The organism is Gardnerella greenwoodii 00703Dmash (assembly GCF_000263635.1).
GTDB lineage: Bacteria > Actinomycetota > Actinomycetes > Actinomycetales > Bifidobacteriaceae > Bifidobacterium > Bifidobacterium greenwoodii.
Genome location: NZ_ADEV01000008.1, coordinates 73,719 through 98,806, shown reverse-complemented (window position 1 = coordinate 98,806; position 25,088 = coordinate 73,719). Strand labels below are relative to the sequence as shown.

31 protein-coding genes are annotated in these 25,088 nt (G+C 36.0%); 23 read left to right on the top strand and 8 right to left on the bottom strand.

Going from position 1 to position 25,088, the window contains the following annotated elements:
• Window positions 1–86 precede the first annotated feature (86 nt).
• From NG78_RS02215 to NG78_RS02225, 3 genes are read right to left on the bottom strand one after another with little or no spacing between them, the layout of a single operon-like run.
• On the bottom strand, window positions 87–851 hold the full coding sequence (locus NG78_RS02215) for an ABC transporter permease (RefSeq protein ID WP_029600113.1): 765 nt from the start codon (window positions 849–851) through the stop codon (window positions 87–89).
• Window positions 852–864: 13 nt separating this feature from the next.
• Window positions 865–1,590, bottom strand: a complete 726-nt coding sequence (locus tag NG78_RS02220; RefSeq protein ID WP_004134792.1) for an ABC transporter permease — start codon at window positions 1,588–1,590, stop codon at window positions 865–867.
• Window positions 1,587–2,351, bottom strand: a complete 765-nt coding sequence (locus tag NG78_RS02225; protein WP_004134790.1) for an ABC transporter ATP-binding protein — start codon at window positions 2,349–2,351, stop codon at window positions 1,587–1,589. Before NG78_RS02225 ends, NG78_RS02220 begins: the two co-directional genes overlap by 4 nt.
• 139 nt (window positions 2,352–2,490) lie before the next feature.
• Between NG78_RS02225 and NG78_RS02230 the strand changes: the two genes are divergently transcribed.
• From NG78_RS02230 to NG78_RS02250, 7 genes are all read left to right on the top strand, one after another.
• The gene (locus tag NG78_RS02230) at window positions 2,491–3,192 is read left to right on the top strand and encodes a response regulator transcription factor (RefSeq protein ID WP_004134788.1); all 702 of its coding nucleotides are present in this window, start codon (window positions 2,491–2,493) and stop codon (window positions 3,190–3,192) included.
• 6 nt (window positions 3,193–3,198) lie between these two features.
• Window positions 3,199–4,599: a sensor histidine kinase gene (locus tag NG78_RS02235; protein ID WP_019260907.1), complete on the top strand. Its 1,401-nt coding sequence runs from the start codon at window positions 3,199–3,201 to the stop codon at window positions 4,597–4,599.
• Window positions 4,600–5,117: 518 nt separating this feature from the next.
• The gene (locus tag NG78_RS06170) at window positions 5,118–5,258 is read left to right on the top strand and encodes a hypothetical protein (protein ID WP_196218478.1); all 141 of its coding nucleotides are present in this window, start codon (window positions 5,118–5,120) and stop codon (window positions 5,256–5,258) included.
• A gap of 240 nt (window positions 5,259–5,498) precedes the next feature.
• The gene (locus NG78_RS0105865; RefSeq protein ID WP_032837822.1) at window positions 5,499–5,930 is read left to right on the top strand and encodes a hypothetical protein; all 432 of its coding nucleotides are present in this window, start codon (window positions 5,499–5,501) and stop codon (window positions 5,928–5,930) included.
• 130 nt (window positions 5,931–6,060) lie between these two features.
• Window positions 6,061–6,357: a type II toxin-antitoxin system RelB/DinJ family antitoxin gene (locus NG78_RS02240; protein WP_004134780.1), complete on the top strand. Its 297-nt coding sequence runs from the start codon at window positions 6,061–6,063 to the stop codon at window positions 6,355–6,357.
• Between the two features lie 13 nt (window positions 6,358–6,370).
• Entirely contained in the window at window positions 6,371–7,639 is a 1,269-nt protein-coding gene (locus NG78_RS02245) for an MFS transporter (protein WP_004134778.1), read from the top strand.
• 348 nt (window positions 7,640–7,987) lie between these two features.
• A complete protein-coding gene (locus tag NG78_RS02250) occupies window positions 7,988–8,632 on the top strand; it encodes a helix-turn-helix transcriptional regulator (RefSeq protein WP_004134776.1) in 645 nt (214 codons plus the stop codon).
• A 23-nt stretch (window positions 8,633–8,655) separates the two neighbouring features.
• Here the strand turns inward: NG78_RS02250 and NG78_RS02255 are convergent, their stop codons facing one another.
• On the bottom strand, window positions 8,656–9,057 hold the full coding sequence (locus tag NG78_RS02255; protein ID WP_004134774.1) for a hypothetical protein: 402 nt from the start codon (window positions 9,055–9,057) through the stop codon (window positions 8,656–8,658).
• The gene (locus NG78_RS02260; protein WP_004134772.1) at window positions 9,054–9,257 is read right to left on the bottom strand and encodes a helix-turn-helix transcriptional regulator; all 204 of its coding nucleotides are present in this window, start codon (window positions 9,255–9,257) and stop codon (window positions 9,054–9,056) included. Before NG78_RS02260 ends, NG78_RS02255 begins: the two co-directional genes overlap by 4 nt.
• 209 nt (window positions 9,258–9,466) lie before the next feature.
• On the opposite strand from NG78_RS02260, the gene NG78_RS02265 reads away from it, so the two are divergent.
• Entirely contained in the window at window positions 9,467–9,772 is a 306-nt protein-coding gene (locus NG78_RS02265) for a type II toxin-antitoxin system RelB/DinJ family antitoxin (protein WP_004134770.1), read from the top strand.
• Window positions 9,769–10,089 carry a type II toxin-antitoxin system RelE/ParE family toxin gene (locus NG78_RS02270; protein ID WP_004134767.1) on the top strand — a complete coding sequence of 107 codons (321 nt, stop codon included), beginning with the start codon at window positions 9,769–9,771 and terminating at the stop codon, window positions 10,087–10,089. The genes NG78_RS02265 and NG78_RS02270 overlap by 4 nt, the downstream gene beginning before the upstream one ends.
• 227 nt (window positions 10,090–10,316) lie before the next feature.
• On the opposite strand, the gene NG78_RS02275 is transcribed toward NG78_RS02270, so the two are convergent.
• Window positions 10,317–10,652, bottom strand: a complete 336-nt coding sequence (locus NG78_RS02275; protein ID WP_080577894.1) for a DUF4143 domain-containing protein — start codon at window positions 10,650–10,652, stop codon at window positions 10,317–10,319.
• 314 nt (window positions 10,653–10,966) lie between these two features.
• Here NG78_RS02275 and NG78_RS02280 point away from each other — a divergent pair, with 314 nt between their 5' ends.
• From NG78_RS02280 to NG78_RS06120, 4 genes are all read left to right on the top strand, one after another.
• Window positions 10,967–11,953, top strand: a complete 987-nt coding sequence (locus tag NG78_RS02280) for a helix-turn-helix domain-containing protein (RefSeq protein ID WP_004134762.1) — start codon at window positions 10,967–10,969, stop codon at window positions 11,951–11,953.
• Window positions 11,954–12,178: 225 nt separating this feature from the next.
• Entirely contained in the window at window positions 12,179–12,328 is a 150-nt protein-coding gene (locus tag NG78_RS06165) for a hypothetical protein (RefSeq protein WP_004134760.1), read from the top strand.
• Window positions 12,329–12,331: 3 nt separating this feature from the next.
• Window positions 12,332–12,817, top strand: a complete 486-nt coding sequence (locus NG78_RS02285) for an NUDIX hydrolase (protein ID WP_004134759.1) — start codon at window positions 12,332–12,334, stop codon at window positions 12,815–12,817.
• Window positions 12,804–12,950 carry a hypothetical protein gene (locus tag NG78_RS06120; RefSeq protein ID WP_004134758.1) on the top strand — a complete coding sequence of 49 codons (147 nt, stop codon included), beginning with the start codon at window positions 12,804–12,806 and terminating at the stop codon, window positions 12,948–12,950. The genes NG78_RS02285 and NG78_RS06120 overlap by 14 nt, the downstream gene beginning before the upstream one ends.
• Window positions 12,951–13,187: 237 nt before the next feature.
• Here the strand turns inward: NG78_RS06120 and NG78_RS02290 are convergent, their stop codons facing one another.
• Complete coding sequence (locus tag NG78_RS02290; RefSeq protein ID WP_004134757.1) at window positions 13,188–13,439, bottom strand: type II toxin-antitoxin system Phd/YefM family antitoxin; 252 nt, start codon at window positions 13,437–13,439, stop codon at window positions 13,188–13,190.
• A gap of 561 nt (window positions 13,440–14,000) precedes the next feature.
• Here NG78_RS02290 and NG78_RS02295 point away from each other — a divergent pair.
• The 6 genes from NG78_RS02295 (at window position 14,001) to NG78_RS02320 (ending at window position 19,777) form a co-directional block, all read left to right on the top strand.
• Window positions 14,001–14,507, top strand: coding sequence for a GNAT family N-acetyltransferase (locus NG78_RS02295; RefSeq protein WP_004134756.1), 507 nt, complete (start codon window positions 14,001–14,003; stop codon window positions 14,505–14,507).
• Between the two features lie 10 nt (window positions 14,508–14,517).
• Entirely contained in the window at window positions 14,518–15,471 is a 954-nt protein-coding gene (locus tag NG78_RS02300; RefSeq protein ID WP_004134754.1) for a hypothetical protein, read from the top strand.
• Between the two features lie 309 nt (window positions 15,472–15,780).
• Window positions 15,781–16,191, top strand: coding sequence for a hypothetical protein (locus tag NG78_RS02305; RefSeq protein ID WP_004134752.1), 411 nt, complete (start codon window positions 15,781–15,783; stop codon window positions 16,189–16,191).
• A 22-nt stretch (window positions 16,192–16,213) separates the two neighbouring features.
• On the top strand, window positions 16,214–17,209 hold the full coding sequence (locus NG78_RS02310; RefSeq protein WP_004134749.1) for a type II toxin-antitoxin system antitoxin SocA domain-containing protein: 996 nt from the start codon (window positions 16,214–16,216) through the stop codon (window positions 17,207–17,209).
• Between the two features lie 12 nt (window positions 17,210–17,221).
• Window positions 17,222–17,455, top strand: a complete 234-nt coding sequence (locus tag NG78_RS02315) for a DUF2188 domain-containing protein (protein ID WP_004134747.1) — start codon at window positions 17,222–17,224, stop codon at window positions 17,453–17,455.
• A gap of 447 nt (window positions 17,456–17,902) precedes the next feature.
• On the top strand, window positions 17,903–19,777 hold the full coding sequence (locus NG78_RS02320; protein WP_004134745.1) for a DUF262 domain-containing protein: 1,875 nt from the start codon (window positions 17,903–17,905) through the stop codon (window positions 19,775–19,777).
• A 387-nt stretch (window positions 19,778–20,164) separates the two neighbouring features.
• Here NG78_RS02320 and NG78_RS02325 read toward each other — a convergent pair whose 3' ends face one another.
• Window positions 20,165–20,440, bottom strand: coding sequence for a type II toxin-antitoxin system RelB/DinJ family antitoxin (locus NG78_RS02325; RefSeq protein WP_004134743.1), 276 nt, complete (start codon window positions 20,438–20,440; stop codon window positions 20,165–20,167).
• Window positions 20,441–20,952: 512 nt separating this feature from the next.
• On the opposite strand from NG78_RS02325, the gene NG78_RS02330 reads away from it, so the two are divergent.
• From NG78_RS02330 to NG78_RS02345, 4 genes are all read left to right on the top strand, one after another.
• Window positions 20,953–22,059, top strand: a complete 1,107-nt coding sequence (locus tag NG78_RS02330) for an ABC transporter ATP-binding protein (RefSeq protein ID WP_004134741.1) — start codon at window positions 20,953–20,955, stop codon at window positions 22,057–22,059.
• A gap of 10 nt (window positions 22,060–22,069) precedes the next feature.
• Window positions 22,070–22,849 (top strand): hypothetical protein, encoded by a 780-nt coding sequence (locus tag NG78_RS02335; RefSeq protein WP_004134740.1) that lies wholly within the window; start codon window positions 22,070–22,072, stop codon window positions 22,847–22,849.
• Entirely contained in the window at window positions 22,846–23,784 is a 939-nt protein-coding gene (locus NG78_RS02340; protein WP_004134737.1) for an ABC transporter permease, read from the top strand. The genes NG78_RS02335 and NG78_RS02340 overlap by 4 nt, the downstream gene beginning before the upstream one ends.
• Before the next feature lie 425 nt (window positions 23,785–24,209).
• Window positions 24,210–24,800, top strand: coding sequence for a hypothetical protein (locus tag NG78_RS02345; protein ID WP_004134735.1), 591 nt, complete (start codon window positions 24,210–24,212; stop codon window positions 24,798–24,800).
• Window positions 24,801–25,088 lie beyond the last annotated feature (288 nt).

Genomic DNA, 25,088 nt, shown 5'->3' with positions numbered 1-25,088 from the left:
GATGCCAAGCGCAGATTAGCTGGGTGCGCTTTTGCTAATCACGTCTATATTTGTTATTTCGCTGCATTGTTATTTAGTATCCATTGTTATCTCATCTCTTTTTTACCAAATTGTGTTATTGCAATCAAAAATACGAACACAGATATTGCAATTGCACATGGCAAAAATGGGATAAGATTAAATCCGTTCCCTAGTCCAGTTGAAGTAACGGCATGTAGAGAGCGGGAAACCATATATCCGCTGTAACAATAAGGATAAACTATCCAAAGTGGAGTATTTGCTATTAATACGCCAGGAATTACAAGAAGTATATTTAATCCAACGGATAACATTGACTTTTCAAAAAGCACAGTAATCGCCCACATGACTATTACGCTTGGAATCATAGTCAAAAACAGATCTAAACACCATTTTAGTAGATACATAATTGGTAACGTTTCTGTAACGCCTGTGCTACTGGTTGCAAACAATCCTGCTATAACGAATACTGCGAAAAATACAACCATTTCCATAAGCAAATAAAATAACAGTACGCAAAATTTTGCAGCAGAAATCGCGTATCTGCTAACAGGCAGAGCCAACATTTTTAATATGCCGTTATTGCTTGTTTCACGTCCTGCAATCATCACGCAAATAACAATCATACTAAGCGGAAGCAGATAATATGAGTAGACTAATGCGCTTTGAATAAACATAGCAGCCCACGCGTGTGTATATTCTGGAGTGAAGTATCTATGCAGACTTGCTACACCAGATCCAACCACAATTAGCGGTGCAATAAAAATCAAAGGAACAATTTTACTCCGCTTTACTTTCTTAAATTCAATTTTAAGAAGTTCAAAAAATCTCATTTTCATAATCTCCTTATTCGTAGTGCAGCTTCTTAGCTGCCCACAATCCAGAACATAAAAACAGAAGTGTTTCAACTATTGATACGATTACGACCGTAATATTAGGCTGCGCGCTCATGGCAACTGCTGGTTTTAACATAACGATAAAAGGTGATGCCATAAAAAGCACGATGTCTGACGAAGCCAATGCCATGCCGCTTAAAAATCCTGCTACACCAATTCCAAGCGTCACCCACATGTTTTCAAATCGTGATGATACAAAAATCATAAAGGACAATACAGGCATTGACGTAATAAATGAATATGCGGCAAAAGATATAAGAGTACTTACATTAAACGTGCCTTGTGGCAAATCTGTTACACCGATTTTTGCAAGTGCTAAATTTTGTATGCAAATAGCGATTAGTAACAGAACGGTCAGCAACATAAATTTGCATAGGTACATAGTTGGAACACTCATAGGAAGCATATGCATCTTTTTTACTGCATTTCCTTTAAATTCCATGTTGTAGATAATGCATGCGGCGACTATTATGCCGAACATGTTTAACACCATAATCATGCCGTAAAGCTGTGTAAGAAGAATATCCATAGGAGCTAAAGGCAGGTTTAATAATGTATTTTTTCGCACAATGAAATTTACAAAAGCGTACGCTGCTCCCATAACGCCAATAGCAATCATAAGAGCTATAAAGCCAGTCCTCTTGCATTTTTTGAGTTCGGTTACAAGCGTTTTCATAGTCTTGCACTCTGCTTCCTGATCTTATTGTCTTCATCAATCATGGATAGGAACATATCTTCCAAATTGTCGGAAGCAAAACCAGATTGTAATGCATGATGTCGTAGTTCATCTAAACTACCTTCAAATAACAAGTGTCCGTGATTAAGTATTCCAATATCATCTGCAATAAGCTCAATTTCGGATAGCATATGAGAAGAAATAAGAATCGTGCAATCGTAAAGATCTGGCAGTGACTTAATCAGATTTCGGATTTCGTGTATACCAGATGGATCGAGTCCATTTGTTGGCTCATCTAAAATCAAAATAGGTGGTCTACCAAGCAATGCTCCAGCAAGACCAAGCCTTTGTTTCATGCCAAGCGAATATTTTTTTGCAAGACGGTCTCCAAACTCGGAAAGACCTACTAATTCTAATGCGTCATCAACTGCACTCTTAGGTAGTTCTAAAATGCGACGTATAATGTCAAGATTTTCTCTACCTGTTAGATTTGCATAGAAAGATGGTGATTCAATAAACGAGCCTATTTCTTTCAAAATAGGTATGCGGTCAGCAGGAAACCGCTTTCCGTCGATTGTAAATACGCCTTTTGTTGGAGCTGTAAGTCCTAGGAGCATTTTCATTGTTGTAGATTTTCCAGCTCCATTCGGTCCAAGAAAGCCATAAATGCTACCTTTGCGAATATGGAGTGAGACATCGTTAACAGCAATAAATGATTTATATTTTTTTGTTAAATGTTCTGTTGTAACAATATTGTTCATGGCAATATCTCCTTTCAGGATTTATGATATTGCGTCAACCTTTCTACAACATTCTCTTCACCTTACATCTACCTTACATTTTTATGCGAGGTCAAAAAATGAATATTCACATGGCATAATATATGTTAGGGGGCGCTACATGAATCGGAATGATTATTTGTTGAACAAGCATCTTCTGCTTGTTGATGACGAGCAGGAACTTTTAGATATGGTTGTATCCATATTAAATGAATACGGTTTTCATAATATAACTACTGCAAAAAGCATGAAAGATGCCGTAGAAGCAACACAAACATTACGTCCAGAATTAGCAATACTTGATGTTATGCTCCCTGACGGTAATGGATTTGAGTTAATGGAGCAGTTAAAACAGTATAGTGATTGTCCTGTTTTGTTTCTTACTGCTTGTGGTGAGGATGAAGATAAGTTTAAGGGATTTGACTTAGGAGCAGACGATTATATTGTAAAGCCTTTTCTTCCAAAAGAGCTAACTTTTCGCATTATGGCAATTTTAAGACGAAGCTATAAGAGTGAAAATCCTGTTGTTAAACTGGAAAATAGTCAGATTGATTTTTCTTCTGCCCAAGTAATAAAAAATAACGAACATATTCCGCTTACAGCCAAAGAACACGATTTGCTTTCTGCTTTATATAGAAATGCGGGACGTATCGTAACAATTGACGCGTTATGTGAAGCTGCATGGGGTGATAATCCTTTTGGATATGAAAATTCTTTAATGGCGCATATACGTCGTATCAGAGAAAAAATAGAACTCAATCCATCGCAGCCTGTTTCATTGGTAACAGTAAAAGGTTTAGGATACAAGCTGATTGTGGAGTAAAGCAGAATGAAAAGCATACCAAAACTAATACAACGTTTTATAGGTATTTTTCTACTAAGCTCTGTGCTCGTAGTATTAATGAATATTATTGCGTTTGTTATACTTATAGGGAATTACACACCCGATAAAGAGATGTCCCCTTATAGTATAGCAAAAGAGACGGGAAAAGCATTACAATTATCCGCAAGTGGGGATTATGCATTATCAAAAAATATGTCTTCCAAATTGACAAATTCTGGCGCATGGGCAATTTTGATTGATAATAATACGTTAAGAGTAGTATGGAAAACAAAAGACGTTCCTGCAACTATTCCAAACGATTATACTTTGTCTGATATAGCTAATTTGAGCGTTGGTTATATTGATGGTTATCCAACTTACACGGGTGATAATAAGAATGGAGTTGTTGTAGTCGGATTTCCGCATAAAAGCTTTTGGAAACATATGCGACCAAGTTGGAACTACAGTTTAATCTCAAATTTTCCACAGATTGTTTTAAGCGTATTATTTATCAACATTTTGCTGATTCTTGGAATTTATTTAATAGCTAATATAAAACTACTAAAATCAATTAATCCTATTACAAAAGGGATACAACGTTTATCTAGTGGAGAAAGCGTGCATATTCCAGAAACAGGAGCACTTTCAGAAATTTCATCTAACATAAATTCTGCTTCCGATATTTTGCAAATACAAAAAGAACAATTGAGAAAAAAGGAGACTGCAAGAGCGAATTGGATAGCTGGAGTTTCACATGATATTCGTACTCCGTTATCTATGGTTATGGGGTATGCAGGACAGTTAGAAAATTCTCTCCATATTTCGCAAGAAGATCGTAAAAAAGCGACGATGATTATTAAGCAAAGTGCAAGAATGAAGAATTTGATTAATGACCTCAATCTGGCTTCAAAACTTGAATACAATATGCAACCAATTATGAAAAAAGAAGAAAATGTTGTTGCTGTTGTTAGGCAAGTTGTTGTGGACTTTATGAATATGGGTATGCAAGATGAGTTTTCGATTAAGTGGGAAACAGGTGCTAAATTGACTGTTTGCAATATTAATGTAGACAAAGATTTATTAAAACGAGCAATATCTAATCTTATTCAGAACAGCATATCTCATAATGAAAATGGGTGTACGATTTATGTATCCGTTGCTGCAAATAATAACAATTGTATTATTTGTGTTGAGGATAATGGTATAGGTGCTTCAGATGAAAAAATCGAAAAGCTTAATCATGCACCGCACTATATGATTTGCGATACAAGTACTGCAGAACAGCGGCATGGTTTGGGTCTGCTAATTGTTCAGCAGATTATTAGCTCTCATAACGGAACGGTTGATATAAGTAAAAGCAAACATGGTGGGCTTAAGGTCTCTCTAACGATACCGCAGAACATATGAATTAATCTTGTGCAGCATGCATGAACGACAGTTTAATTTAATATATTGCCTTTTACATTTCCTTGATAGAAGAGCGGAATTAAACCATTTATAAGCCGTAACAGCGTTGTTTTTTACTAGCCAAACCCTTAAAACTGTGGGATATAGGCAAACAGTTTGCGGTATGTGTTTATTAGAGCTCCTTTTTGTAATTGGCCCTTTTGGGTGGCAAACTTCGCTGCCTAGAGAATCTGCAAAAATGCGCAAAACTCTGACGCAAAGTGACTCGAATAGAAAGCCGATGGCGAACTTTCATTCCGACGATTGGCGAACTTTCATTCCGACGATTGGCTTTGTTTAGAAATATGGCTGTAAGGACTAAATGTTAAAAGGTTTAGTGTGTGGTGGATTTAAGCTCACTTCTCGAGATTCTAGATGTGATTTTTTGCTATTCTTCTGTCGAGTGGTTGTGCGCTCTAGTTGCTTATATTTTGGGGAACAAATCGGTGTAAAAATTGTAAAAAAGTTCCCTACACTGTTTGATTTCTCATGGTAGGGGCTTGTTGGTTATTCCAGAAAATAATGTTCCTGAGTTTAAGAAGTTGCTTGTTGAGTATTATGAGGGTGAAGATTTGCAGGTGATTGCTTCGTTTATGAGGGAATATTGTTGGAGGTGTTAAACGTGCGCTATTATGTTGGTTCTTCTGGCTTTGTGAACCTTGCTGTTTATGAAAGAGTATAGTTTGCTAGTAAATGAAGAAATTAGTGTCGATAATCTAGACAAATTAGTACGAAAAAGTAATATATTTATTAAGATTATTACAGTAATCAGAGCGAATAGGAGATCTTGTTTACTTAATAGTCTGTTTTATAATCATTTGATACAGAGTCGTGTTAACGAAAAGGAGGCTAGTAGTGTTATGAGGAGTAAAACTATTTTTTGTAAAAACATTTTTCAAAGTTGTCTTGTTATGCTTCTGCTGCTAGGTTCTATCTTTTCTCTTGCGGGATGTGCTGATGATGAGAAGGCGGAGCTTGCGTCGTATCATTGGGAAACAGTAGAGGTATCTCAGAAAGAATATCGCCTACCAGACGATTACATGAATAAAGGTGAACTGTATCTCTTTGTGTCACGAGACGTTCTTGATTCTCATTATGATTTGTCTAAAGTCACTCTTGGAGATAAGCCCATCAAATTAGTTGACTCACAGTTTAATTTGCCTAGTTCAGGGTATAAAGCTCTATTTTTAGTTGGTAAATTTGATTTAAAAGACAAGCCAAGTTCTGATGTTCTTAAAGTACCAGGACTTAATAAAACAGGTAATGTTGCTGTAGGTTATAAGAAGAAATAGTAGTATTTTGCACTAAATGCTTAGTGTGAATGTTGAAAGTGTTTATATCAGTCGAGGAATCCTATTCATGTAAATTGTGTTGCAATATGCGATACAATAATTTGTGATGTGTGTATGGAGGTTGATTGATATGGCAGTTACTAAAACAGCGAATGTGAATGTGAGAATACAAGAAAATATTAAGCAGCAGGCGGAGCAGATTTTGGAAACTATTGGAATTCCTAGGGCTACTGCTATTGACATGTTTTATCGTCAAATCATTCTTAATAAGGGTATTCCGTTTTCGCTTACTATTCCGAAGTCGCTTCCGGCGCAAGATGATATGGATGAGAAAACGTTTAACGCGTTTATGGCTAAAGGTTATGATCAGGCGGTTCGTGGTGATAGTTATCCGATAGATGATGTTTTTGAAGAGCTTGAACGATGATTGGAACAGAAAAATGTCAGATTCATCGATGAAAGAGAAGGAAAAGCAGGAACATACTCCCAGAGAGGAGAAAAATCCACTATATTGTGAATCACATGAGCAAATATGTGAGAACCTTAACAGTGCAAATAAGGAATTGCCCAAGTATAAGGTTTTACAATTGAGTGCGGAAATCTTTTCCATCTTAATTATTGTTGGAACTGCTTTTATGGCGTCCAATAAGCTACAGCTTTTTGGATGGATCACTTATTGTTTTGCAATTCTGTTTCTTGTTGTAGTTTCTCTTATTTGGGTTATTTGTGTTATTTGGCAGCGCAATATACATAGTCGTTTTAGGAGTGCAAATGTAGATTGTAACAAATCTTTTCTTAGCTATGGCAAGCAACGGTGGAAGGGTAGAATCTCGCTGATTCTTTGTTGCTTTTTTGTGTTAAGTGGTATTCTAACTGCATTCTTTGGAATAACTGCGGTACGTCTTCCAAATCAGTGGCTTTTGCAGACTTGGGTATATGTTATATGCGCTGCAATGCCAGTTGTTTGGATGATTACGATTGCTCTTGTATGTGTCTTCTATAATCTCTATCTTATTTCGCGTGTACGGAAGATAGGTATAAGAATTGTACTTCGTTGTCTACATGTTATGCTTTGTGTATTGATTATCTTAGGTCTTGGATTTTTTGACGTTTTGTTTATTGTTGGCAGATATTCTGTGAAACAAAATCATAATGGTACATACACAGAGCACGTGGATGACATGTATGCTCCTTTTGAGTATTATCTTTATAAGTCTGAAGGCCCATTTTTCCTTAAGTATCTTCGACCAATGAAAGATTCAACTGATACTGATCCAAAAATAAGTGAATCTGAGTGGTATCGCAGAATTGATCGTAATAACAGGAAAGATACAAGATTAAAGGTTGAAGAGCCAGATAAAAATTCCGATTTGCATGATTCCGCTGAGCATGATTTAGAATCAAAGAAGGAAAGAAATGCAGCGCTTAAGATATTTGATAAGTATTTTGCGGCACAAGGATTTACGTTCAAGGAGAACTATACTGCCAAGGGGAATATGTATTTTGTTTTGAATGAAAGCCGTTCGGACATTACTTATCTGCAGTATAACAGGGACTCTCAGGATGGAAAATGTGGTCTTTATATTCTGTTTAAGGCTTCAAAATCTTCAAATGGAAGCTGGTCGCCGAGTGATGCTGATATGCAGAGCACCTATACTTATGAATATAGCACTGGGCTAATTGCAAAGAGCAGTAGGGCATATTGGTAGTAGGGCAGATTGGTTGTATGTCAGAATCGTTGGATGCCAAAATCGAAGAGTATCTGAAGATTGCCAGATAGTGATTGCCAGATAGTAGAATCCATATTTGCGTGCTCTAGTTGCTTGTGTTTTTGGGGAACAAATCGGTGGAATAATCGTAGAAAAGTTCCCTACATTATTTGCATTCTTATACTGTTACAGTTGGTAACTATAGTGTTTCACCTTGTTTCTTTTTCCGCTGTAAATTATTTGTTAGTTTGTAATTAGGCGGTATCTAAATCAAATGTTTCAATACTAATTTGGTTTCCGTCAAGTAATTTCATGATGTGTAATAACTGATTTGAAAGGAGTTGTGTCATGAGTAGTGTTATATCTTTGGGAGAAAAAATTAGAAAGGCTCGTCTGGAAGCTGGGTTGACGCAGGAGGAGCTTTCGGAATTATTGATGGTATCTCGTGCTGCTGTAGCAAAATGGGAAACGAATCGGGGTTTGCCAGATATAGAGAATCTGAAATTTATTGCATCTGCTCTAAGCGTGAGTGTTGATTATCTTTTGGATGAGAACAATAGCGTTGATTTTTCTATTACTAAGAAGCCTATTAATCTCAATAAATATGGTTTCGACGGTAGGTTGAGCAGTTTTAAGAAGCTGAAAATTAAAGAGCAGATTGTATTAGATGAATATCCTGACTCAGAAATCAATATGCTAACTGTTGTTAAGACTTATAACAGTTCATCTGAGAAAATGGTGGATAATTTTGTTGGATGGTTTTCTACTCTCCTTGGAGGATTGCCATTGTTTGGCATATATGATTTCAGTAAAGCTGTTGCCACTCTTGTGGCTGATCAGTATTATTTGGTGGATAAAAAAGATAAGCAGTATTTCGTGCTTATAACTGATGAGTATATTATTAGCAGAATTATGGGAGTGGCGTTTAATAGTAAAAAGTTCCGTATTGGAGATAAAGAATTTATGAAAGTTGGTTTGCTTCGTAATAAGTAGTAAATGGGTGGGTGGGTCTGGTTTTAATATTTTTTCTCATAATATTTGTTGATAAAAAACATGATTAATGGAGAAAAGGCGACTGAAATAGCTAAAAGAGCAGCTGGAAAATATGCTTTTGTGATAAATGCAATTATGGCAATTATTCCCATTAGGTGCATCAGTATGAATGCCATTGTTGCATTTACTTTATCTTTTATTTTCTCGTTTCTTTCATCGTTCACATTTATTTTGTAGTTGTGGTCTTTTTCCATCATCTTATAGTGCATGATTTTTACGTGTGAAAGTGAGATAATTGCAACAAAAACAACTGACAGTACAATTTCTACGGATTCGTTCAGTTTAAGAGTCAGTGCAAGAATTAGTCCGCAAATTCCTATTACATATCCTATGTACCAAAAATTCTGGGTTTTCTGTTTTTTCATTTTTTATCTTCCTCGTAGATAAATATTTCTTCGATTGTTAAATCAAAGTACTTAGCAATTTTGTATGCCAATATGATTGACGGGTTGTATCTTCCATTTTCCAAAGAACCGACTGTTTGTCTTGATACTTCGAGTGCGTCGGCAAGTTCTTCTTGGGTTATGCCTTTTTCTTTTCTAATTTGTTCAAGTCTATTTTTCACATTACATTCTCCTTCCTAACGGAAAGCTAGCTTTACATATAAGATAATCGTTTCGAGAGTAAATGTCAAGGTGACTTTCCATTGTATTGAATAAAGATGTGGTGAGCACTTGTCGTGAGTTTTACTTTGCTTGTGCTGATGTTAATGCAGTGCCATTGCAATGCAAATGCAATGTTGTATAATTGCCGTAAGGAATAAGGGGTGATTGTATGGCGAAAACAGCTAACTTGTATACTCGTATTGATCCGGAGTTAAAAGAGCAGGCAGAGTATATATTGAATTCTTTGGGTCTTCCTCCTTCGAGTGCTATTACTATGTTTTATAAGCAGGTTGTTTTACAGCAGGGGCTTCCTTTTGATGTGAAATTGGGTTATAGAGAGCCGCGTGATGTGAGTTCTATGACTCAAGGTGAGTTGAATGATGAGTTGGAAAAGGGTTATAAGTCAGTTTTATCTGGTGATGTGAAGCCTGCGGATAAGGTTTTTGCGTCCTTGCATAGGGAATTTGATTTATGATTTACACGGTGCACATTTCGCGTGAGGCTGAAGAAGACTTGCGTGGTATTTATGCTTATATTGCGTTTAATTTACTGTCTTTGAAAAACGCGCAGGGGCAGATAAATAGGTTGGAGGAAGCAATATTGAGTCTTGATGAGTTTCCTCTTGCGCATCGTTTAGTTAGTTTTGAGCCATGGAGGAGTAGAGGTTTAAGGTTCATGGCGTGTGATAATTTTCTTATTTTTTATTTTGTTTTTGAAGAAAAGTATGAAGTTGTGGTTTCTCGTGTGCTTTATGGGAAAAGAGATATTGAGAAAGTTATAAATGGTGATTAAACCTTTTAACGATAGAAAGTGGTTATCGTTAAAAAGTGCACGCAATATCCATAGTGTGCACTCAAAAAAGTGTATAAATACTACGAGTGCTCTCAATGTAGATTTAGAGCACTGTAAATGATGTCAAAGGCTGATTAGGTGGGTGCAAGTTTGCCTTTGTGTAGCAGGGATTAGTGAGGGCTATCGTTAAAAGGTTTAATGCGTTGTTGTCAGAGCAAGGCTTCCTATTAGTTTTTTAAGAAGCCAATAGGAACCACGTAAACACCGTCTTTACGGCAATACGCAAAGTCACCTGTTCCAGTTAAAACCATAAGGAAAGATGGCGCGTTCATTTTATCGGTGTCGATTTTATCTTTCATCGCTTTAAGACTTTTTGCACCATCTTCAATGAGTTTGCTGCCTCCGAGTTTAATTTCAATAAGACTGTATTTACCATTTCTTAAATGAATAACCGCATCGCATTCCTGTCCGTCTTTATCTCTGTAGTGATAAACCTCGCTGCCCAGAGAATCTGCAAAAATACGCAAATCTCTGACGCAAAGTGTCTCGAATAGAAATCCGATGGTGAACTTTCATTCCGACGATTGGCGGGTTTTCGTTCCGATGATTGGAGAACTTTCATTCCGACGATTGGCGGGTTTTCGTTCCGATGATTGGCGGATTTTTATTCCGATGATTGGCGGCATCAGTGAAGATGGTTGGAAAGTGCGGTGCAAACATGAGAGAAAACGAATTGGCGGTCAGTTGCGCTCATTTGTCGGCAGAAATTGCGCTTTTAAAGGCAATTGCCAACTGCACTTGCTACTACGCAACTGCTGTTTCAGCTATAATTTCACCATAATCATGATGAATTCTAGTTTGAAATGGAGATGTTTTTATGATTTTAGCAGATAAAATATTGGAACTGCGTAAACAAAACGGTTGGTCGCAGGAAGAATTGGCGGACAAATTGGGCGTCAGTCGCCAAGCTGTTTCCAAATGGGAAGGCGCACAAAGTATCCCAGATATGGAACGGATAATTGCATTGAGCCGTTTGTTTGGTGTTAGTACAGATCTTCTGGTAAAAGATGAAATTGATGTTATGGGGAAGAACGTCAACGCAGATGAAAATGCCTGCCAGGAAGAAGCCGGCGTTCGCATGCGGGTAATTGAGCTGGAAGAAGCCTCCGCTTATATTGCTCACAGAATATCATTTGCCGCCTATGTTGCTCTAGGCGTTCTTCTTTGTGTTCTGGCGGCAATCCCGTTGGTTGGCAGTGATCTTTTGCTTTCTCACACAGTAAATGCGCAAGTCGGTAAAACTATGGGCTTAGCATTCAGTGTTGCGATTATTACTGTAGCTGTAGCTATTTTTATTATTCAGAATTTCCGCGGAAAGCGTTATCAATATTTGGAAAAAGAGGACTTTGAAACGGCTTACGGCGTTGACAGTGTGCTCAAAGAACGCTTGGAACGTTTCATGCCGTCGTATGTGTTGCGGACGGTCAGTGGTGTCGTTTTATGTATGGTTGCCTTTATTTTTCTTATAATTTCGGATATAGCGCCGGAATTTTATCAACTTTCATCCGGCTTTTTTGTAGTTATCGCTATTGCTCTGGTGGCAGCAGCTGTTTATTTATTCGTACAGGCGAATATTGTCCGCTCGTCCTATTGCCGTTTGCTGCAACCGAAGAAAAAAACTGTCTATCCTGCAAAGATTAGCCTATTCCTCCAAGCTTACTGGCTTATAATTGTCTGCATTTATTTAGCCTACAGTTTCATCACGTCCGATTGGGGAAAAAGTTGGATTGTTTGGCCGTTGGCCGCATTGACTTACGGAGTAATAGAAGTAGTGCTCAAAGCGTGGAGGCTTGGAAAGAAATAAGTGACTTTCGGAGCCGATTTTGTGGCGAATAACAGGTGTTATCCAGGCGAAATATGGTATGCTTGCGCTTATATTACCCCCCCCCCAAGGAGTGAAAGTATGATTAAAAATGTCGTACATATAGGCTTTAACGTCGTGGGTGTGGACATTTTTTAGACAGCCACACCCAGCCTTCTTCTGTTCTCGATAAGATTTATTCCTCCAAGTTATCAAGTATCTTATTTGATGGCTGGTGAAGAGACTCGTAGTAGGGAATTTGGTGTTTATCGATTGGTTAAGGATAATTATCCTAAATATGTTTTATTGATGGATACAATGAATTTTTCGCAAGAAGGTATTATACACAAATATTTACCAGATTTTCTAAAGGAGTAAACTATGGAACATAATTGCGGATTTATTAACGATAAAAAAGCATTTAGGTATAGAGCAGCAGCCATCATAGTAGAAGAAGGTTGTGTGCTATTTGCAGGAAATGATGAGGACGACTATTACTACTCAGTTGGCGGAGCGGTTCACATGGGTGAGACATCAGAAGAAGCCGTAAAGAGAGAAGTATTTGAGGAGACAGGTCTTAATTACGAGGTCGATCATCTTGCTGTCATACACGAGAACTTATTCATCGGTAGCTCCGGCTTAGATGGAGTAGACTTCCATGAGCTTACACTCTACTACTTGATGAAGTCCATGGGCAAAAGAGATTTTATGAGCCAAAGCACAACAGAGTCAGGTGCTAAAGAGACAATGCATTGGTTACCTATAGATGAGCTTGATAAGTTCAAGGCTTACCCTACATTTATGAAAGAATATCTTAAATCGGAGCATAGTGGAATAGAGCATATAATTTCAGATGAAAGATATTAATGAATTCCGCTATTATGGCAAGAGATCGTTACGTGGAAAATTTGATTTAAAAGACAAGCCAGTATCTGATGTTCTTAAAGTACAAGGTATTGATAAAGCAGGTAATGTTGCTGTAGGCTATAAGGAAAAGTAGTAATATTTTCACTCAAGAATCAAGCTATCAAGCCAATCTTAAACCTTTAACGATAGCTTTTTTAATAACCGTTAGCATAATAATGATTGTTATTAGGGATGGTTATTCCAGTAGTGCGTCAATATTTCGTTTGAGTATAGAAGTCTTCGCACTTCCATAGTGTCGTCGATGACAACGTAAAAAACAGAAAAGTTGCGTACGTTAATCCTGTAGTAAGGGTGTTCTTGTGTTTTTTGATTAATTACTTCTTGCGCTATCAAAGACGTCGTCTTTAGAAAGACGCGTAGAAGTGTTTGCGGCAAAAGTATCTGCTTCGTCGAGTTTTCTTTCAATGTCGTCAGTGAGAGTGGAGTATTGTTTGATGCTCATGAGAACCATAGTTCCATAACCGTTTTTTGTAAGGAATACTGGTGTGTTTGAATTTATAACTGTTTCTTCTACTTCTGGGAATTTGTTTCTTAAATCGGAAACTGGACGAATATTAATCATAGTATCAACCTCCTTTTATCAAAAAAGTATCATAATCTTATCAAGATTACAATAGTTATCGCGCTATCGAACTTTTATTCTGACGTTTGGCGAGATATTGGTACGACGATTGGCTTTGTTTAGAAATGTGGTTGTAAAGACTAAATGTTAAAAGGTTTAGCATGCGGTGGATTTAAGCTCACTTCTCGAGATTCTAGATGCAATTTTGCTATTTTGTCAGTTATAACTTATAAATTATCGATTTTGGCATTAAATTTCACTTATAATTTATAAGCGCGGTGAAAATTCCTGGTTCTGGTTCTAGTTTTGGTTCTGTTTTTGTTTTACTTCTGTTTCTTACATTTGTTCGGATCATACATTATTTTCTAGTAAAAGCTGTGATTTATGGAAAAGAAAAATTTTATGGATGCGAAAAGCCTGTACTAATTGAAAAAATAAAAAATTTTTCTTTAATAAAGCTTGTGTGTGTAGTTTTTTTTTAATATTAATGCTATGAAAGCTAAACAGACTATTATGGATTCTAATTTTAATAGAATTACATATTGGGAATAAGGAGCACGTATGCGACTAATTAGACCAGATAAGAAATATATCCAAGGTTATATAGAAGCAAATGAAGAAGATGAAATTTTTAGGCCGAATGCTGAAAGACGTTTTAGAAATTATGAGACAATTGTAGAGAGTTCTTATAACTATGAACATGGTATAAATTTACCTGAAAATTATGTTAGAGCCACTACATTTTGGCTGATAGATAATGAAAAATTTATTGGTGAAATCAATATTAGGCATGAATTAAATTCTTTTTTAATTAACTATGGTGGTCACATAGGGTACGAAGTTAGGCAATCTGAATGTATGAAGGGCTATGGAACAAAAATGCTTTCTATGGCACTTACATATTGTAAAGAGACTTTGAATCTACATAAAGTTTTGATTACGTGCGATGATGACAATATCGGCTCAATAAAAGTTATAGAAAATAATGGTGGAATTTTAGAAAACAAAGTGAAAAATAGCCTATCAAGGGGAAATGTTACAACAAGAAGGTATTGGATTAATATATAGAGGAAAGATGATGAGTGAGACGAATGTAAGGCCAGTGCTTTTCAAGCATGCTTTTTGGGATAATGTGATTATAGAAACTGTTGCTGGCATTTGCACTCTTATTATTTCGCTTCCTGTACAGCAGTTCGTAGGGCACCACGTACTAGGTTGGGAAACTGTGGTCATACTCGCGCTGAGTGTTGTGGTGTTTTCGCTGCTAAGTGCAGCGTATCTGCAGTGGTATAGGCATCGTAGACCGGATGACGGGTATTTGCTTATTGGAATCATCGATTTTGTGCTCAGGCTTCTGGTGACTTCTGGTATTGCTTTATTGCTTGTTTCCAATATCACGTTGCTAAGCATTATTATTGGCGCAGCGATTACCAGTGTGTTGCTGTTTGTTTTTGAAAAGCCTTGGCAGCCAGGTATGACGGATGCGCAATTACAGGAAGCTTCAAAGAAATCGGCTGAGCTTGGCGTTCAAATGCTTGAAGAAGAACGCGTAAAGCGCGCCGAGGTGAGAAACAAGATTGCATTACAGCATGCGAGCGCAGGTAAAACAGACACTTCTAGAGGTGTGTCTCTAACATTCTCCTCGTTAATCGTTGCAAATATGCTGATGGAATCAGTATGCGATGTTGTCACATTTTTGCTTGCATTGATGCTGCAATGGTGGATGCTTGGTGCTATCGCTGGCTGGCGCACGCTACTCGTCATGTTCTTGGGCAATATGCTATTTTCTTGCGCGGCTGCTGCGGTTATGGTTCTGATGGGCGCATTGAAGGCTGATCAACAGAAATGCCTAACAAAAAGTTGGCCTTTCTTGGTTATTGTTGTACTGCTTAGACTACTGATCTTTGGTGTTCTCGCTTGGCTTCTTACACCGAGCTTGGTATGGGTAAGCGTAGTCGTTGATATTGTGCTTACCGATATTGTTCTCGTTATCAAGCAGCACCCATGGAGAAGAACCGCAGTAGCAGCATAAGATTTTATAAGACTGTTTTCTTCTCTTTTGAGCAAAAGGCTCTACGTGCGTGGGGACTATAGTGTTGATGTCAAGGTCTGATTAGATGGGTGCAAGTTTGCTCTTGTGTAGCAAGGCTTGGTGAGGGCTATCGTTAAAAGGTTTAGCGTGCGGTGGATTTAAGCCATTTCCTCGCGATTATTTACGTTAGAATGAGTCGCGCTAATCAACTGTAACAATTCTAATATCACAATGTACTAATTAGTACAAACCCCCTTGATTCCTGAACAACTTTTAGTACAATAGTACATGAAGGGGTTAGGGGGAAGTATGAATCCGCATTATAATCAAAATTACACTAGAAAGCAGATTGAAGATGTTCTTTCGATGATAAAAGAATGTATTGATGCTGGTCGTTTTAATATCGCAATGAATGAAAATCGTCAGGAGAATATAGATTTCATCAACGAATACAACATTTATCCAAGGAAGCGAAAAGAAATCTTAATGCAAATTTCAGTTGATGATTTTTGTCATAGTCTACAAAATATGAAGATAGGATATGAGCGCGAAGTTCTTTATGTTTTCGTTCCTAGAATAACATTGGCTAATGCGTTGGGAAAACAAGAGTTGGTAGACATATATACGAAGTTTAACGTGATTAAAGGTAAGAATGGAAGAAGAACAATTGTGATCTCTTTCCATAAGCTTAATAAGCCTATTAGTTATTTGTTTAGATAGAGAGTTTAAAGGAGAAATTATTATGAGTGTAAGAGTTGTATTTTGTGAAGAATGTAGAGATGAAGTTTCATATACTGTTGAAGAAAAGGAGATGACTGGAACTATTCGTGGTGTTCAGTATCACTATGTTGGCAGGGAAGCAAAGTGCGCTAATTGTGGAGCATATGTAGATGTTGAAGAAATTGGTGAATCTAATTTGAAAGCGCTTTATGATGTTTACCGAAAAGAGAATGGTATCGTTTCTCTTGAAAAGATTCGAGCAATTCCTGAACGTTATGATATTGGTAAGCGTCCACTGTCAATACTTTTGGGATGGGGGGAACACACGCTTACTCGTTATGCAGATGGTGATATACCGACTCGGCAATATTCTGAAACTTTGAATCGACTATTTGATGATCCTGCTTATTATCTGAGTATTTTGGAGGAAAATAAGGGTCGATTGATGTCTCAGCAGACTTACGAGAAAAGTTATAAAGCTGTTTCGGCTTTGATTGGCAATAATGGCATGCTTGATGGCAAAATAAGTGAAGTTGTTGCATATCTTTTAAATCAGTGCGAGGATATCACGCCATTAGCGTTGCAGAAGAGTCTTTATTATATCCAGGGATTCTTCTATGCATTTTTCAAAAAGTACATTTTTGTTGAGGATTGTGAAGCTTGGGCGCATGGGCCTGTTTACAGGGATATTTATGCGAAGTATTCGGATTATCATTTTGATCCGATTTCAAAGGTTGAATCATTTGATTCTTCTATATTTACTGCTCAGGAGAAGGCTATTTTAGATAGTGTGATCCGAAATATTTGTTGTTATAGTGGAAAGATTTTGGAAGACTTCACTCACAATGAATCTCCATGGATTAATACTAGGGGGGATCTTCCAGATGGTGCTTCTTCAAATAAGATTATTGATAAACAGATGATTGGGGATTATTTTATGAAAATTAAAGAGCAGTATGGTATGAATTCTCCTAGAGATATTCAGTTGTATACGAAAGCTGTGTTTGCCAATATGTAAGGAGTCTTTTATATGGAACGAAGCGAACACCATGTAGTTCATAACCCGAATGGTGGATGGGATGTAAAACGAAATGATTCACAACGCGCAAGCATTCACACTGCAACAAAAGTTGAAGCATTAAAAGCTGGCAGAATAATCAGCAGAAATCAGGGTACTGAATTTATTGTTCATGGTATGGATGGCAGAATTCAGAATTCTGATAGTCATGGGAATGACCCATGCCCTCCTCGTGATAGGAAATAATTTTATTATATTTGTTAATTATCTTCAAAAATATAATATATTAGTTTTTAAGACCTTGAGGTTTATACTTCTGGGTCTTTATTATTGTGTTATAGGCTGAAGGTAAATGCCAATATCAACTGAAGCCATCCGGTTTTTGCTATTTGTAGAAATGAAGAATAGCTTATATACAATCAACGTTTAATGACTATGACGTTATGTTTTACAAGATATTTTTGATAAATTTATATTTGCATTTTGTTTGAGTATATAACACTTAGAAGACGTAGATTTGAATACATAAGAATACGAACAAATATGATCCTACTTCATGCATGTTTTTTTTTTAACTAATGATTCTATGTCAAAATCGAAATATAAACTTACGAGTGGTGTAATGCTATACCTATAAAGTAATAATCGAATATTTACTTTGATATATACAATTTTTCAAGGACGTGATTTTGTATGAGTTTCTCACCGTCTAAGTTAACTGTTAGAAAAATTTTTGATGAGAATAGAACATATAATATTCCAAATTTTCAGAGGGATTTCTCTTGGGATAATGATAATTTCGATGATTTTTTCTATGATCTATTTAGATCAAGCGATTTAGATTTTGATAATTTAGAAGTTGATGAAAAAAGTAAGTATTTTTTAGGAATAATTTTATTAATAGGTGATGAAAATCATCCAAATGAGTTAAAACCTTATGAAGTCATAGATGGTCAACAGAGATTAACTACAATTACTTTATTCTTTGCTGCTATTAGAGATTTGATTAAAAAAATTGATAAAAATTATAAGACTGATTTTGATGTAAGGTTACAAGCGAAGATTGCCAGGAGTGGCAAAGATGTTTATTGCCCAAGAATAGTAAATAGTGCATTGAATCCTATCCTTCCTGTAGAGATACTTGATATAAATGATAGGAAAAGTAATGGGGCTTGTGTAACGCCTTCATCAAGGTCTCAAGAAGATCTTATTAAACATTATGAATACATTAAAACTAAGTTACTATGTAAGTCGAATGTGCTATCTGCAATAAATGATAAATGTAAAGTACATAAAAATTTATCAGAATTTAGTGATGATGATTATATTAGAATACTAGAGAATTTTGGTAAGCACCTATCAAATTCTGTGATTATATGTATTTTTAGTGATGAGAAAGAGGAAGCATATACACTATTTAGGAATCTAAATTATAGGGGAAAGCATTTAAGTCAATCAGATTTGATTAAGAATGAGATTTACTCTTTAATTGCTAAAGGTGACTGTGATGAATATGTATATACTAAATGGAAAAATATAGAAAATAATATATATAGTGCAGAAGAAAGTATAGAAAAATTTATTTATCACTACATGTGTGGTAGATATGCAGGTATTATTACTACAAAACTTTTTGAAAAATTCTCTAGTAAAGTTCATGAGAATGATTGCACTGAATTTTTAGAATCGCTTGAACGTTCTTCTGAATATTACAAGGTGTTCACAAAACCTAATGATAACGATACTGTATTCGACATACATAACTACTTTAAAACTGATAATAATCAAGAACTGAAAAGATACTTTGAATTCTTTAAAAATATTGGTATATCTCAGCTAAGGATTTTGCTAATTAGTTTATTTGAATGCAGAAAATATGAATACATAAGTAATAGTACTTTTGCTAAATTTATTAAGATTTTAGCTCTGCATCAGTGTCTGCATGTTCTTGTTAAATCTCCTGCGAATAAGTTAAATTCCGTATACTCTAAATGTTCGCGAAAATTATTAAATCTTAAGGAAGCAGAAGATCAAAAAGCAGAAGATCAAAAAGCAAAAGATAGTAAAGCCATAGAAATTCTTAATAGCAAAGCCGCAGAAATCCTTAAAGATTTTTCAAAAGATTTAAATGCGAAGATTCCTGATAAAAATATAGTAATTCATGCTGATCTGGAATATGATTGCAGGCCATGCAAAGAAAATAGTTTTTCTAAGAATAAAAATCGTGAGATTATTCGTTTTATTCTTTCTGAACTTTCAGAAAAAGAACAAACTAAAGATACAAATAGAGCTAATGATGGATTAGGATTTATTCATAATTCTACTTTGGAGCATATTATTGATAGACAATCAGGAGAAAAGAATATATATAGTATTGGTAACATACTTCTACTAGAGAGAGACATTCATAAAAATGTATGCGAAAGTAGAAAGAAAGAAATGTATGAGAAGTCAAGGATTACTTTAACTCGTAGATTCTTTGATGACTATAAAGATTTCGATTCTGAAAAGATTCTTTATAGGAAAGAGCGTTTACTCGAAGATTATTACAATCTTGTGAAAGAGTAAATACAAATTTATTTACAATTTATAATTGTTTACAAGGCGTTGAGTACTTGTGATAGTTTCGCTGCTCTTCGCCTTGTTTTTTAATACATTCTTAAGTTACGGGTTAGCGTGTAATGCGTACTTCTGTAAAGTTTAATTTTCTTAATAAAGTATATTCAAATGTTGCTATATGAGAGATTATATTCCAAAAAATTATGTAAATTAAGTTGGTGAATATTTTGAAATATAAATAGTAGGATTATTTTTTAGCGGATGTCAAACTACAAATCGTATACAACAACTTTTTGTACATTTATTACGTTTACATATCAAATAAATCTGCGTGTCTACCAGTGTCGATAAGTGTGAGTGTGAGAATATATGCGTTCGTGAACTTAACGTTGTACATCAGTCTTGCAACAGCGCTTTCTTAAGGTCTTCCATAGAAGAATACGATGGTACGTTAGGGTCTCTGGAAATTCTTTTGGCTTCTTGCATAGCGGCCAGTGTTTCAGCATTGAACTTTGGGATTTCTACTTTAAAAGGAAGTCCTCCATGCAAAACGCACTGACGTAAGAAGATGTTTACGGCACTTGACATATCGATGCCGAGTTTGCTAAACAGTTCATTTGCTTCTGTTTTGACATTACTATCAATACGAATTTGAGTAGGACTTGTTGCCATAATATTAGCTCCTTTTAAAGCGATTATGATACAATCAGTATACGTTGTCAAGCAATAAAGAAGAAATAGTAATATTTTGCAAATGTTAAACAAATGTTTTGTGATTGCTTATATTTGAGTTTTTGACGTAATGCTCATATAATTTTCCACGTAAAGCACATTTAAGTTTATGAGGTGTTGCGCTATGACTGTCCAAATGATCGCTAGTCTTCAGAACGGTTTGAAAGGCATATAAAAGCACATAAAACAGCTTAAGATACATATTCTTTAGCAGTATTAAACACGCATTGCACATGGTGTTTTGTCATTATGTTTGCACATGCGTGCTAGTTTTTCTGTGGTTTTTGCACGTTTTTGCATGTTTTTGCGCGTTCTTATCGTTCTTGTAAGTAAGCGTTATCTTTTTATCTAACTGATTTTCATTGTTGAAATTTATTCAATAACAGTAAGAATTAAGGTTTAATAACAGTAAAAATTAAGCTTTAATAACAAGTAAGAACGAAGCAATAATAATGAATAATAATATAGAAGACGCAACTAATAGTCGCGATAAGAATAATAAGCAGTCAACTAGCAACTTAATATTGCGTATTGATAATGTAACAAGATCTTATTCTCGTGGATTCGGTCGTAAGAAAACAACTCGCCAAGTTTTACATAACGTATCTTTTGATATTTATTCTGGTGAAATATTTTGCTTGCTTGGTCCGAATGGTGCAGGTAAAACAACTACTGTAAAAATTGTTGGTACGTTGTTAGCTCCTGATAGTGGTAGTGTTCGTATTGCCAGTATTGATGCTGTGAGTAATCCTCGAGAAGCACGTAAGCACGTGTCGTTACTTCTTGGAGGTGAGCGAGGATTTTATCAAAGGTTAAGTGCATTAGATAATCTTCGTTATTTTGCGGATCTTTCCGCTGTTCCGTATAGGGAGCAAGGGAAGCGTATTCACGATGCTCTTGAGCAAGTTGATTTACTTGATAAAGCTCATGATGCTGTTCAAACTTTTTCAAGGGGAATGTGGCAGCGATTGCATATTGCTCGATCGCTGGTTGCTAGAACGGATCTTATGCTTTTAGATGAGCCTACTACTGGTTTGGATCCTGAAAATGCTAGGAAAGTACGTGAAATTATTCATGCTTTACGAGATCAAGGAATAGCGATTTTGCTAACTACGCATGAGATGAGTGAGGCTGAAAAATTAGCTGATACTGTTGCTGTAATAAATCACGGTAATATTATCGCTCAGGGAAGTGTTCAGCAGTTGGCTTCTTTGCAGCATATTGATCATGTAACAATGTACGCGTATGACGGTGAAGTATCAAGCGGAACTCCTAGTGTTAAGGAAGAATTGCAAAAACTTGATGGAGTGTTGTGGTGTGATGTTTTTGAATCGCATGGAGTGTTAAATATTACTATCGCGTGGAGTAAAATATTATCTCAAGAACGAAATATTAAAATTCCTGTTGATGGGATTACACGTTTAGGTGATCGCGCTGCAAGTTTGGAAGAAACGTATCTTGCTATTGTGCAAAATGATAATATTTCTGCATCAAATATTTCTACTTCTTCTGCTGCTACGCCGTCTTCTTCGCCGTCCTTACTCCCATTAAGTAAGTAGGAGGTTTAATATGAATACTTCTACTCGTTCATACGCTTTTGTGATTCGTGGCTTGTGGTTTCAGCTTAAAAGTTTAGCGAAAACAACGTTTTTCTTGCAAAATGCGATACTTGCTCCAGTATGTTTTGCGTTGATGAAAATTGTTGCATACTATGGTTTTTCTCATGATTGCGCTAATTGTCTTAATAATATTTGGGTTGATTCTTCTATAGCTGGATTATGGTCTGCTACGACTACTGCTGTTGGAATTATTGGATACCAGCGTTATTTAGGAACATTGCAATATTTAACTTTAAGTGTTATCTCACCTTCTGCAGTGTTTCTTCCTATTGTAGGATCCGCAGCTTTACTTGGTTGTATTGGTATGCCGCTTGCGATTATTACCGTTGCTGTTTTCTGCCATGGGTTCTTTATGATAACATTCACGCAGTTAGTTGGATACTTACTTTCTATGCTCGCTTGCGTAGCTTCTGCTGCATTATTATCTGGAATTTTTGTATTATGCCGTAAAGCTACAGTTTATGAAGGTTTGATTTTAATTCCTGTATGGATGCTTTGTGGAATAGTGATTCCTGTAGAATCAATGCCATTGCCAGCTCGCGTTATTGCGTTTATTCATCCGCTCACGTCTGCAGTGTGGGTGGTTCATGCGCAAGCGTTTAATGCTACTACTGTGTTAGCGATTGTGTTATGTGTTGTATTATCCAGCGTTTTGCTTGTTATTGCAGGTTTTATGTTACGTCATGCTATTCGACTTGCAACGCTTAATGGAAGTTTGAACATAATATGATACGAAATAATAATCAGGTTGAAACTATGCGAAATAAAATTATTCAAAATAATAAGTACGCTGAATTGCATCAATATAATCAATATTCTCAGTATGGTCACGTAAGTGTTTTATCTAGTATACGAACTGGTGCAAGAGTGAGTATACAGAGTATACCTAGCTTAAATAGTTGGAATACTGCTGTTATCCGTATGATTGTTGAGCCTCTTTTATCCACGTTCTTATACGTTTTTCTAGCTGGAGCTGTAATCGGAGGCTTCAATGGAGCAGCTAGTTATGCGACTAGCGCGGGTTTTAATCATAGTTTGATTGCATCAACTCTTGCTGCTGTTATGGGTGCGTGTTCTATTTCCACAAGTATGACTGTGTCAGAAGCACTAGCATGGGACCGTTTTGAAGGCACAACACCATTCGTGCTTACAAGCGCAAAAGTTGCATTACCATTATGGTTCGGTCGTATTATTGCGCTCGTGACTATTTCTTTGGTGAGTGATGCTGTGACTTTGTTTATAACAATGCTTGTAGTAAGCCCGAGTGCTTTCTTTGTGATTAATATGAGTGCGTTGATGCTGTTGTTCCTTATTGTTCCTGTTGCTTCTACGGGATTTGGTATTGCTATAGCTGCTATAAGCATGATGATGAATGATGTTTATACTATTTCTAACGCGCTTAGTGCAATACTTCCTATTGTTTGTGGTGTGATTGCTCCAATTAGCGTATTTCCTAAGATGATGCAATACGTGTTATATGTGATTCCAGTAACTCATGTTACGCAAGTATCGCGTAGTATAGTTGATGGTTCTGTAAATGTTGGCGTATCGCTACTTGTGATTCTTATTGTTGGTGCGTTGTGGGCAATTGTTGGTGTGATCATATGGAATGTTGGTGTGGCGATTCAACGATGTAAAGGTACTTTAACAAATATAGGATTTTAGGTAATAAATATGTGAATTTAGTTAATTAAATAAGGATTTTATTATCGGGTATAGGGGTGGGTAATACTAAAAGCATATTGATTATTGAGTAAGGTTGTTTAGTTATCTTAAACCTTTAACGATAGCTCGCTTCTATCGTTAAAAAGTGCACCCACTTTGCCCACATATCTGTTTATGTATGGAAATAAAATCTTGTGGATTATCGTATGATTTTGAGTTACAATCACTTTATAGTCTGCATATCTGCATTCTTGTCAATAATTTACATCCCGTCAGTTTTATTAAACTCAAAGATGATTTGTACTCCGAGATGAATAAATATTTGGCGGATGATAGTGAAGCATGATAGTGAAGAGCAGAGTGAAGATTGAGCATGAGAATCGTAGCCGCAATTAGGTAAAGATTAAGTTGTAGAGGAGGCGTAAATGAAGCATATTAAGCATTATGCTTTTTTGACTGTGGTAGTTTGCCTTATGTCACTTATTTCAGGTTGTAAGAATCAGAGTAATTTTAGCGATAATAATAGAGAAGTAAAGACAGAAAATCAAAAGTCTGCAAGGAATGAAAAGCACTCAGAAGGTAATGAAGATGTTGACTGGAAAGAGGTAAGTAAAAATGGTGTTGATGAAACTTTGCTCATAAAAAACATAGATGAAAAGGTTCTCACATATGTGGCTAAACAGTTACAAAATCTATGCGACGAAATTGGTGAAAAGGGGCGCAGGGTTAAATACTATTGGCTGACAGGGCAATGGTATAACGATGTAATATATTCCAAACAATATAATGGTGTTGTGTTGTTAGGCAAAAAAGCAATGAAACCATTATTCCTAATAATATATAAAAGCAAACAGGCTGGAATGTATGAATGGGTTTGTAGTAAAGCGTTAGATAAAATATCTGGTTTTGATTTCTCGGGATTAAATAATGGTGCAGGATGGAGTAATTCTAGAGAATTTTTAAAGGCATTTACCGATAAAATTATTGAACAAAAAATTAGCAAACAAAAAAATTAGCAACTCTCTGTTTACAATTGTCTTGGACGCTTACTGGCAAGGTGAGACTGAGTATTATCAAATCTCTTATTTTTTGATGGCTAGTGAAGAGACTCTTAGTAATTTTAGACTGGTCTCTTGCGGTTTTTAGATGCAATTTTTGCTTTTTTTTTAAACAAGAGTATAGTGTTGTCAAATTTGTCAAATAAGCTATTTGATTTGTGTAGTTTGTAATGAATTATTTAAGTTGGATAGCGATTTGAAGGTAGTTATGCGAGTTTGCATGTAAGCAGCTATGCAAGTTTGCGT

Bases quoted from the DNA above. Each gene is read 5' to 3' on its own strand.
- NG78_RS02300 (WP_004134754.1), top strand. From the start codon at position 14,518: ATGAGTGAGACGAATGTAAGGCCAGTGCTTTTCAAGCATGCTTTTTGG.
- NG78_RS02230 (WP_004134788.1), top strand. From the start codon at position 2,491: ATGAATCGGAATGATTATTTGTTGAACAAGCATCTTCTGCTTGTTGAT.
- NG78_RS02310 (WP_004134749.1), top strand. From the start codon at position 16,214: ATGAGTGTAAGAGTTGTATTTTGTGAAGAATGTAGAGATGAAGTTTCA.
- NG78_RS02315 (WP_004134747.1), top strand. From the start codon at position 17,222: ATGGAACGAAGCGAACACCATGTAGTTCATAACCCGAATGGTGGATGG.
- NG78_RS06165 (WP_004134760.1), top strand. From the start codon at position 12,179: ATGGCTGGTGAAGAGACTCGTAGTAGGGAATTTGGTGTTTATCGATTG.
- NG78_RS06120 (WP_004134758.1), top strand. From the start codon at position 12,804: ATGAAAGATATTAATGAATTCCGCTATTATGGCAAGAGATCGTTACGT.
- NG78_RS02240 (WP_004134780.1), top strand. From the start codon at position 6,061: ATGGCAGTTACTAAAACAGCGAATGTGAATGTGAGAATACAAGAAAAT.
- NG78_RS02345 (WP_004134735.1), top strand. From the start codon at position 24,210: ATGAAGCATATTAAGCATTATGCTTTTTTGACTGTGGTAGTTTGCCTT.
- NG78_RS02255 (WP_004134774.1), bottom strand. From the start codon at position 9,057: ATGAAAAAACAGAAAACCCAGAATTTTTGGTACATAGGATATGTAATA.
- NG78_RS02335 (WP_004134740.1), top strand. From the start codon at position 22,070: ATGAATACTTCTACTCGTTCATACGCTTTTGTGATTCGTGGCTTGTGG.
- NG78_RS02220 (WP_004134792.1), bottom strand. From the start codon at position 1,590: ATGAAAACGCTTGTAACCGAACTCAAAAAATGCAAGAGGACTGGCTTT.
- NG78_RS02270 (WP_004134767.1), top strand. From the start codon at position 9,769: ATGATTTACACGGTGCACATTTCGCGTGAGGCTGAAGAAGACTTGCGT.
- NG78_RS02285 (WP_004134759.1), top strand. From the start codon at position 12,332: ATGGAACATAATTGCGGATTTATTAACGATAAAAAAGCATTTAGGTAT.
- NG78_RS02235 (WP_019260907.1), top strand. From the start codon at position 3,199: ATGAAAAGCATACCAAAACTAATACAACGTTTTATAGGTATTTTTCTA.
- NG78_RS02330 (WP_004134741.1), top strand. From the start codon at position 20,953: ATGAATAATAATATAGAAGACGCAACTAATAGTCGCGATAAGAATAAT.
- NG78_RS02320 (WP_004134745.1), top strand. From the start codon at position 17,903: ATGAGTTTCTCACCGTCTAAGTTAACTGTTAGAAAAATTTTTGATGAG.
- NG78_RS02265 (WP_004134770.1), top strand. From the start codon at position 9,467: ATGGCGAAAACAGCTAACTTGTATACTCGTATTGATCCGGAGTTAAAA.
- NG78_RS02295 (WP_004134756.1), top strand. From the start codon at position 14,001: ATGCGACTAATTAGACCAGATAAGAAATATATCCAAGGTTATATAGAA.
- NG78_RS02280 (WP_004134762.1), top strand. From the start codon at position 10,967: ATGATTTTAGCAGATAAAATATTGGAACTGCGTAAACAAAACGGTTGG.
- NG78_RS0105865 (WP_032837822.1), top strand. From the start codon at position 5,499: ATGAGGAGTAAAACTATTTTTTGTAAAAACATTTTTCAAAGTTGTCTT.
- NG78_RS02215 (WP_029600113.1), bottom strand. From the start codon at position 851: ATGAGATTTTTTGAACTTCTTAAAATTGAATTTAAGAAAGTAAAGCGG.
- NG78_RS02340 (WP_004134737.1), top strand. From the start codon at position 22,846: ATGATACGAAATAATAATCAGGTTGAAACTATGCGAAATAAAATTATT.
- NG78_RS02325 (WP_004134743.1), bottom strand. From the start codon at position 20,440: ATGGCAACAAGTCCTACTCAAATTCGTATTGATAGTAATGTCAAAACA.
- NG78_RS02245 (WP_004134778.1), top strand. From the start codon at position 6,371: ATGTCAGATTCATCGATGAAAGAGAAGGAAAAGCAGGAACATACTCCC.
- NG78_RS02250 (WP_004134776.1), top strand. From the start codon at position 7,988: ATGAGTAGTGTTATATCTTTGGGAGAAAAAATTAGAAAGGCTCGTCTG.
- NG78_RS02305 (WP_004134752.1), top strand. From the start codon at position 15,781: ATGAATCCGCATTATAATCAAAATTACACTAGAAAGCAGATTGAAGAT.
- NG78_RS02290 (WP_004134757.1), bottom strand. From the start codon at position 13,439: ATGATTAATATTCGTCCAGTTTCCGATTTAAGAAACAAATTCCCAGAA.
- NG78_RS02225 (WP_004134790.1), bottom strand. From the start codon at position 2,351: ATGAACAATATTGTTACAACAGAACATTTAACAAAAAAATATAAATCA.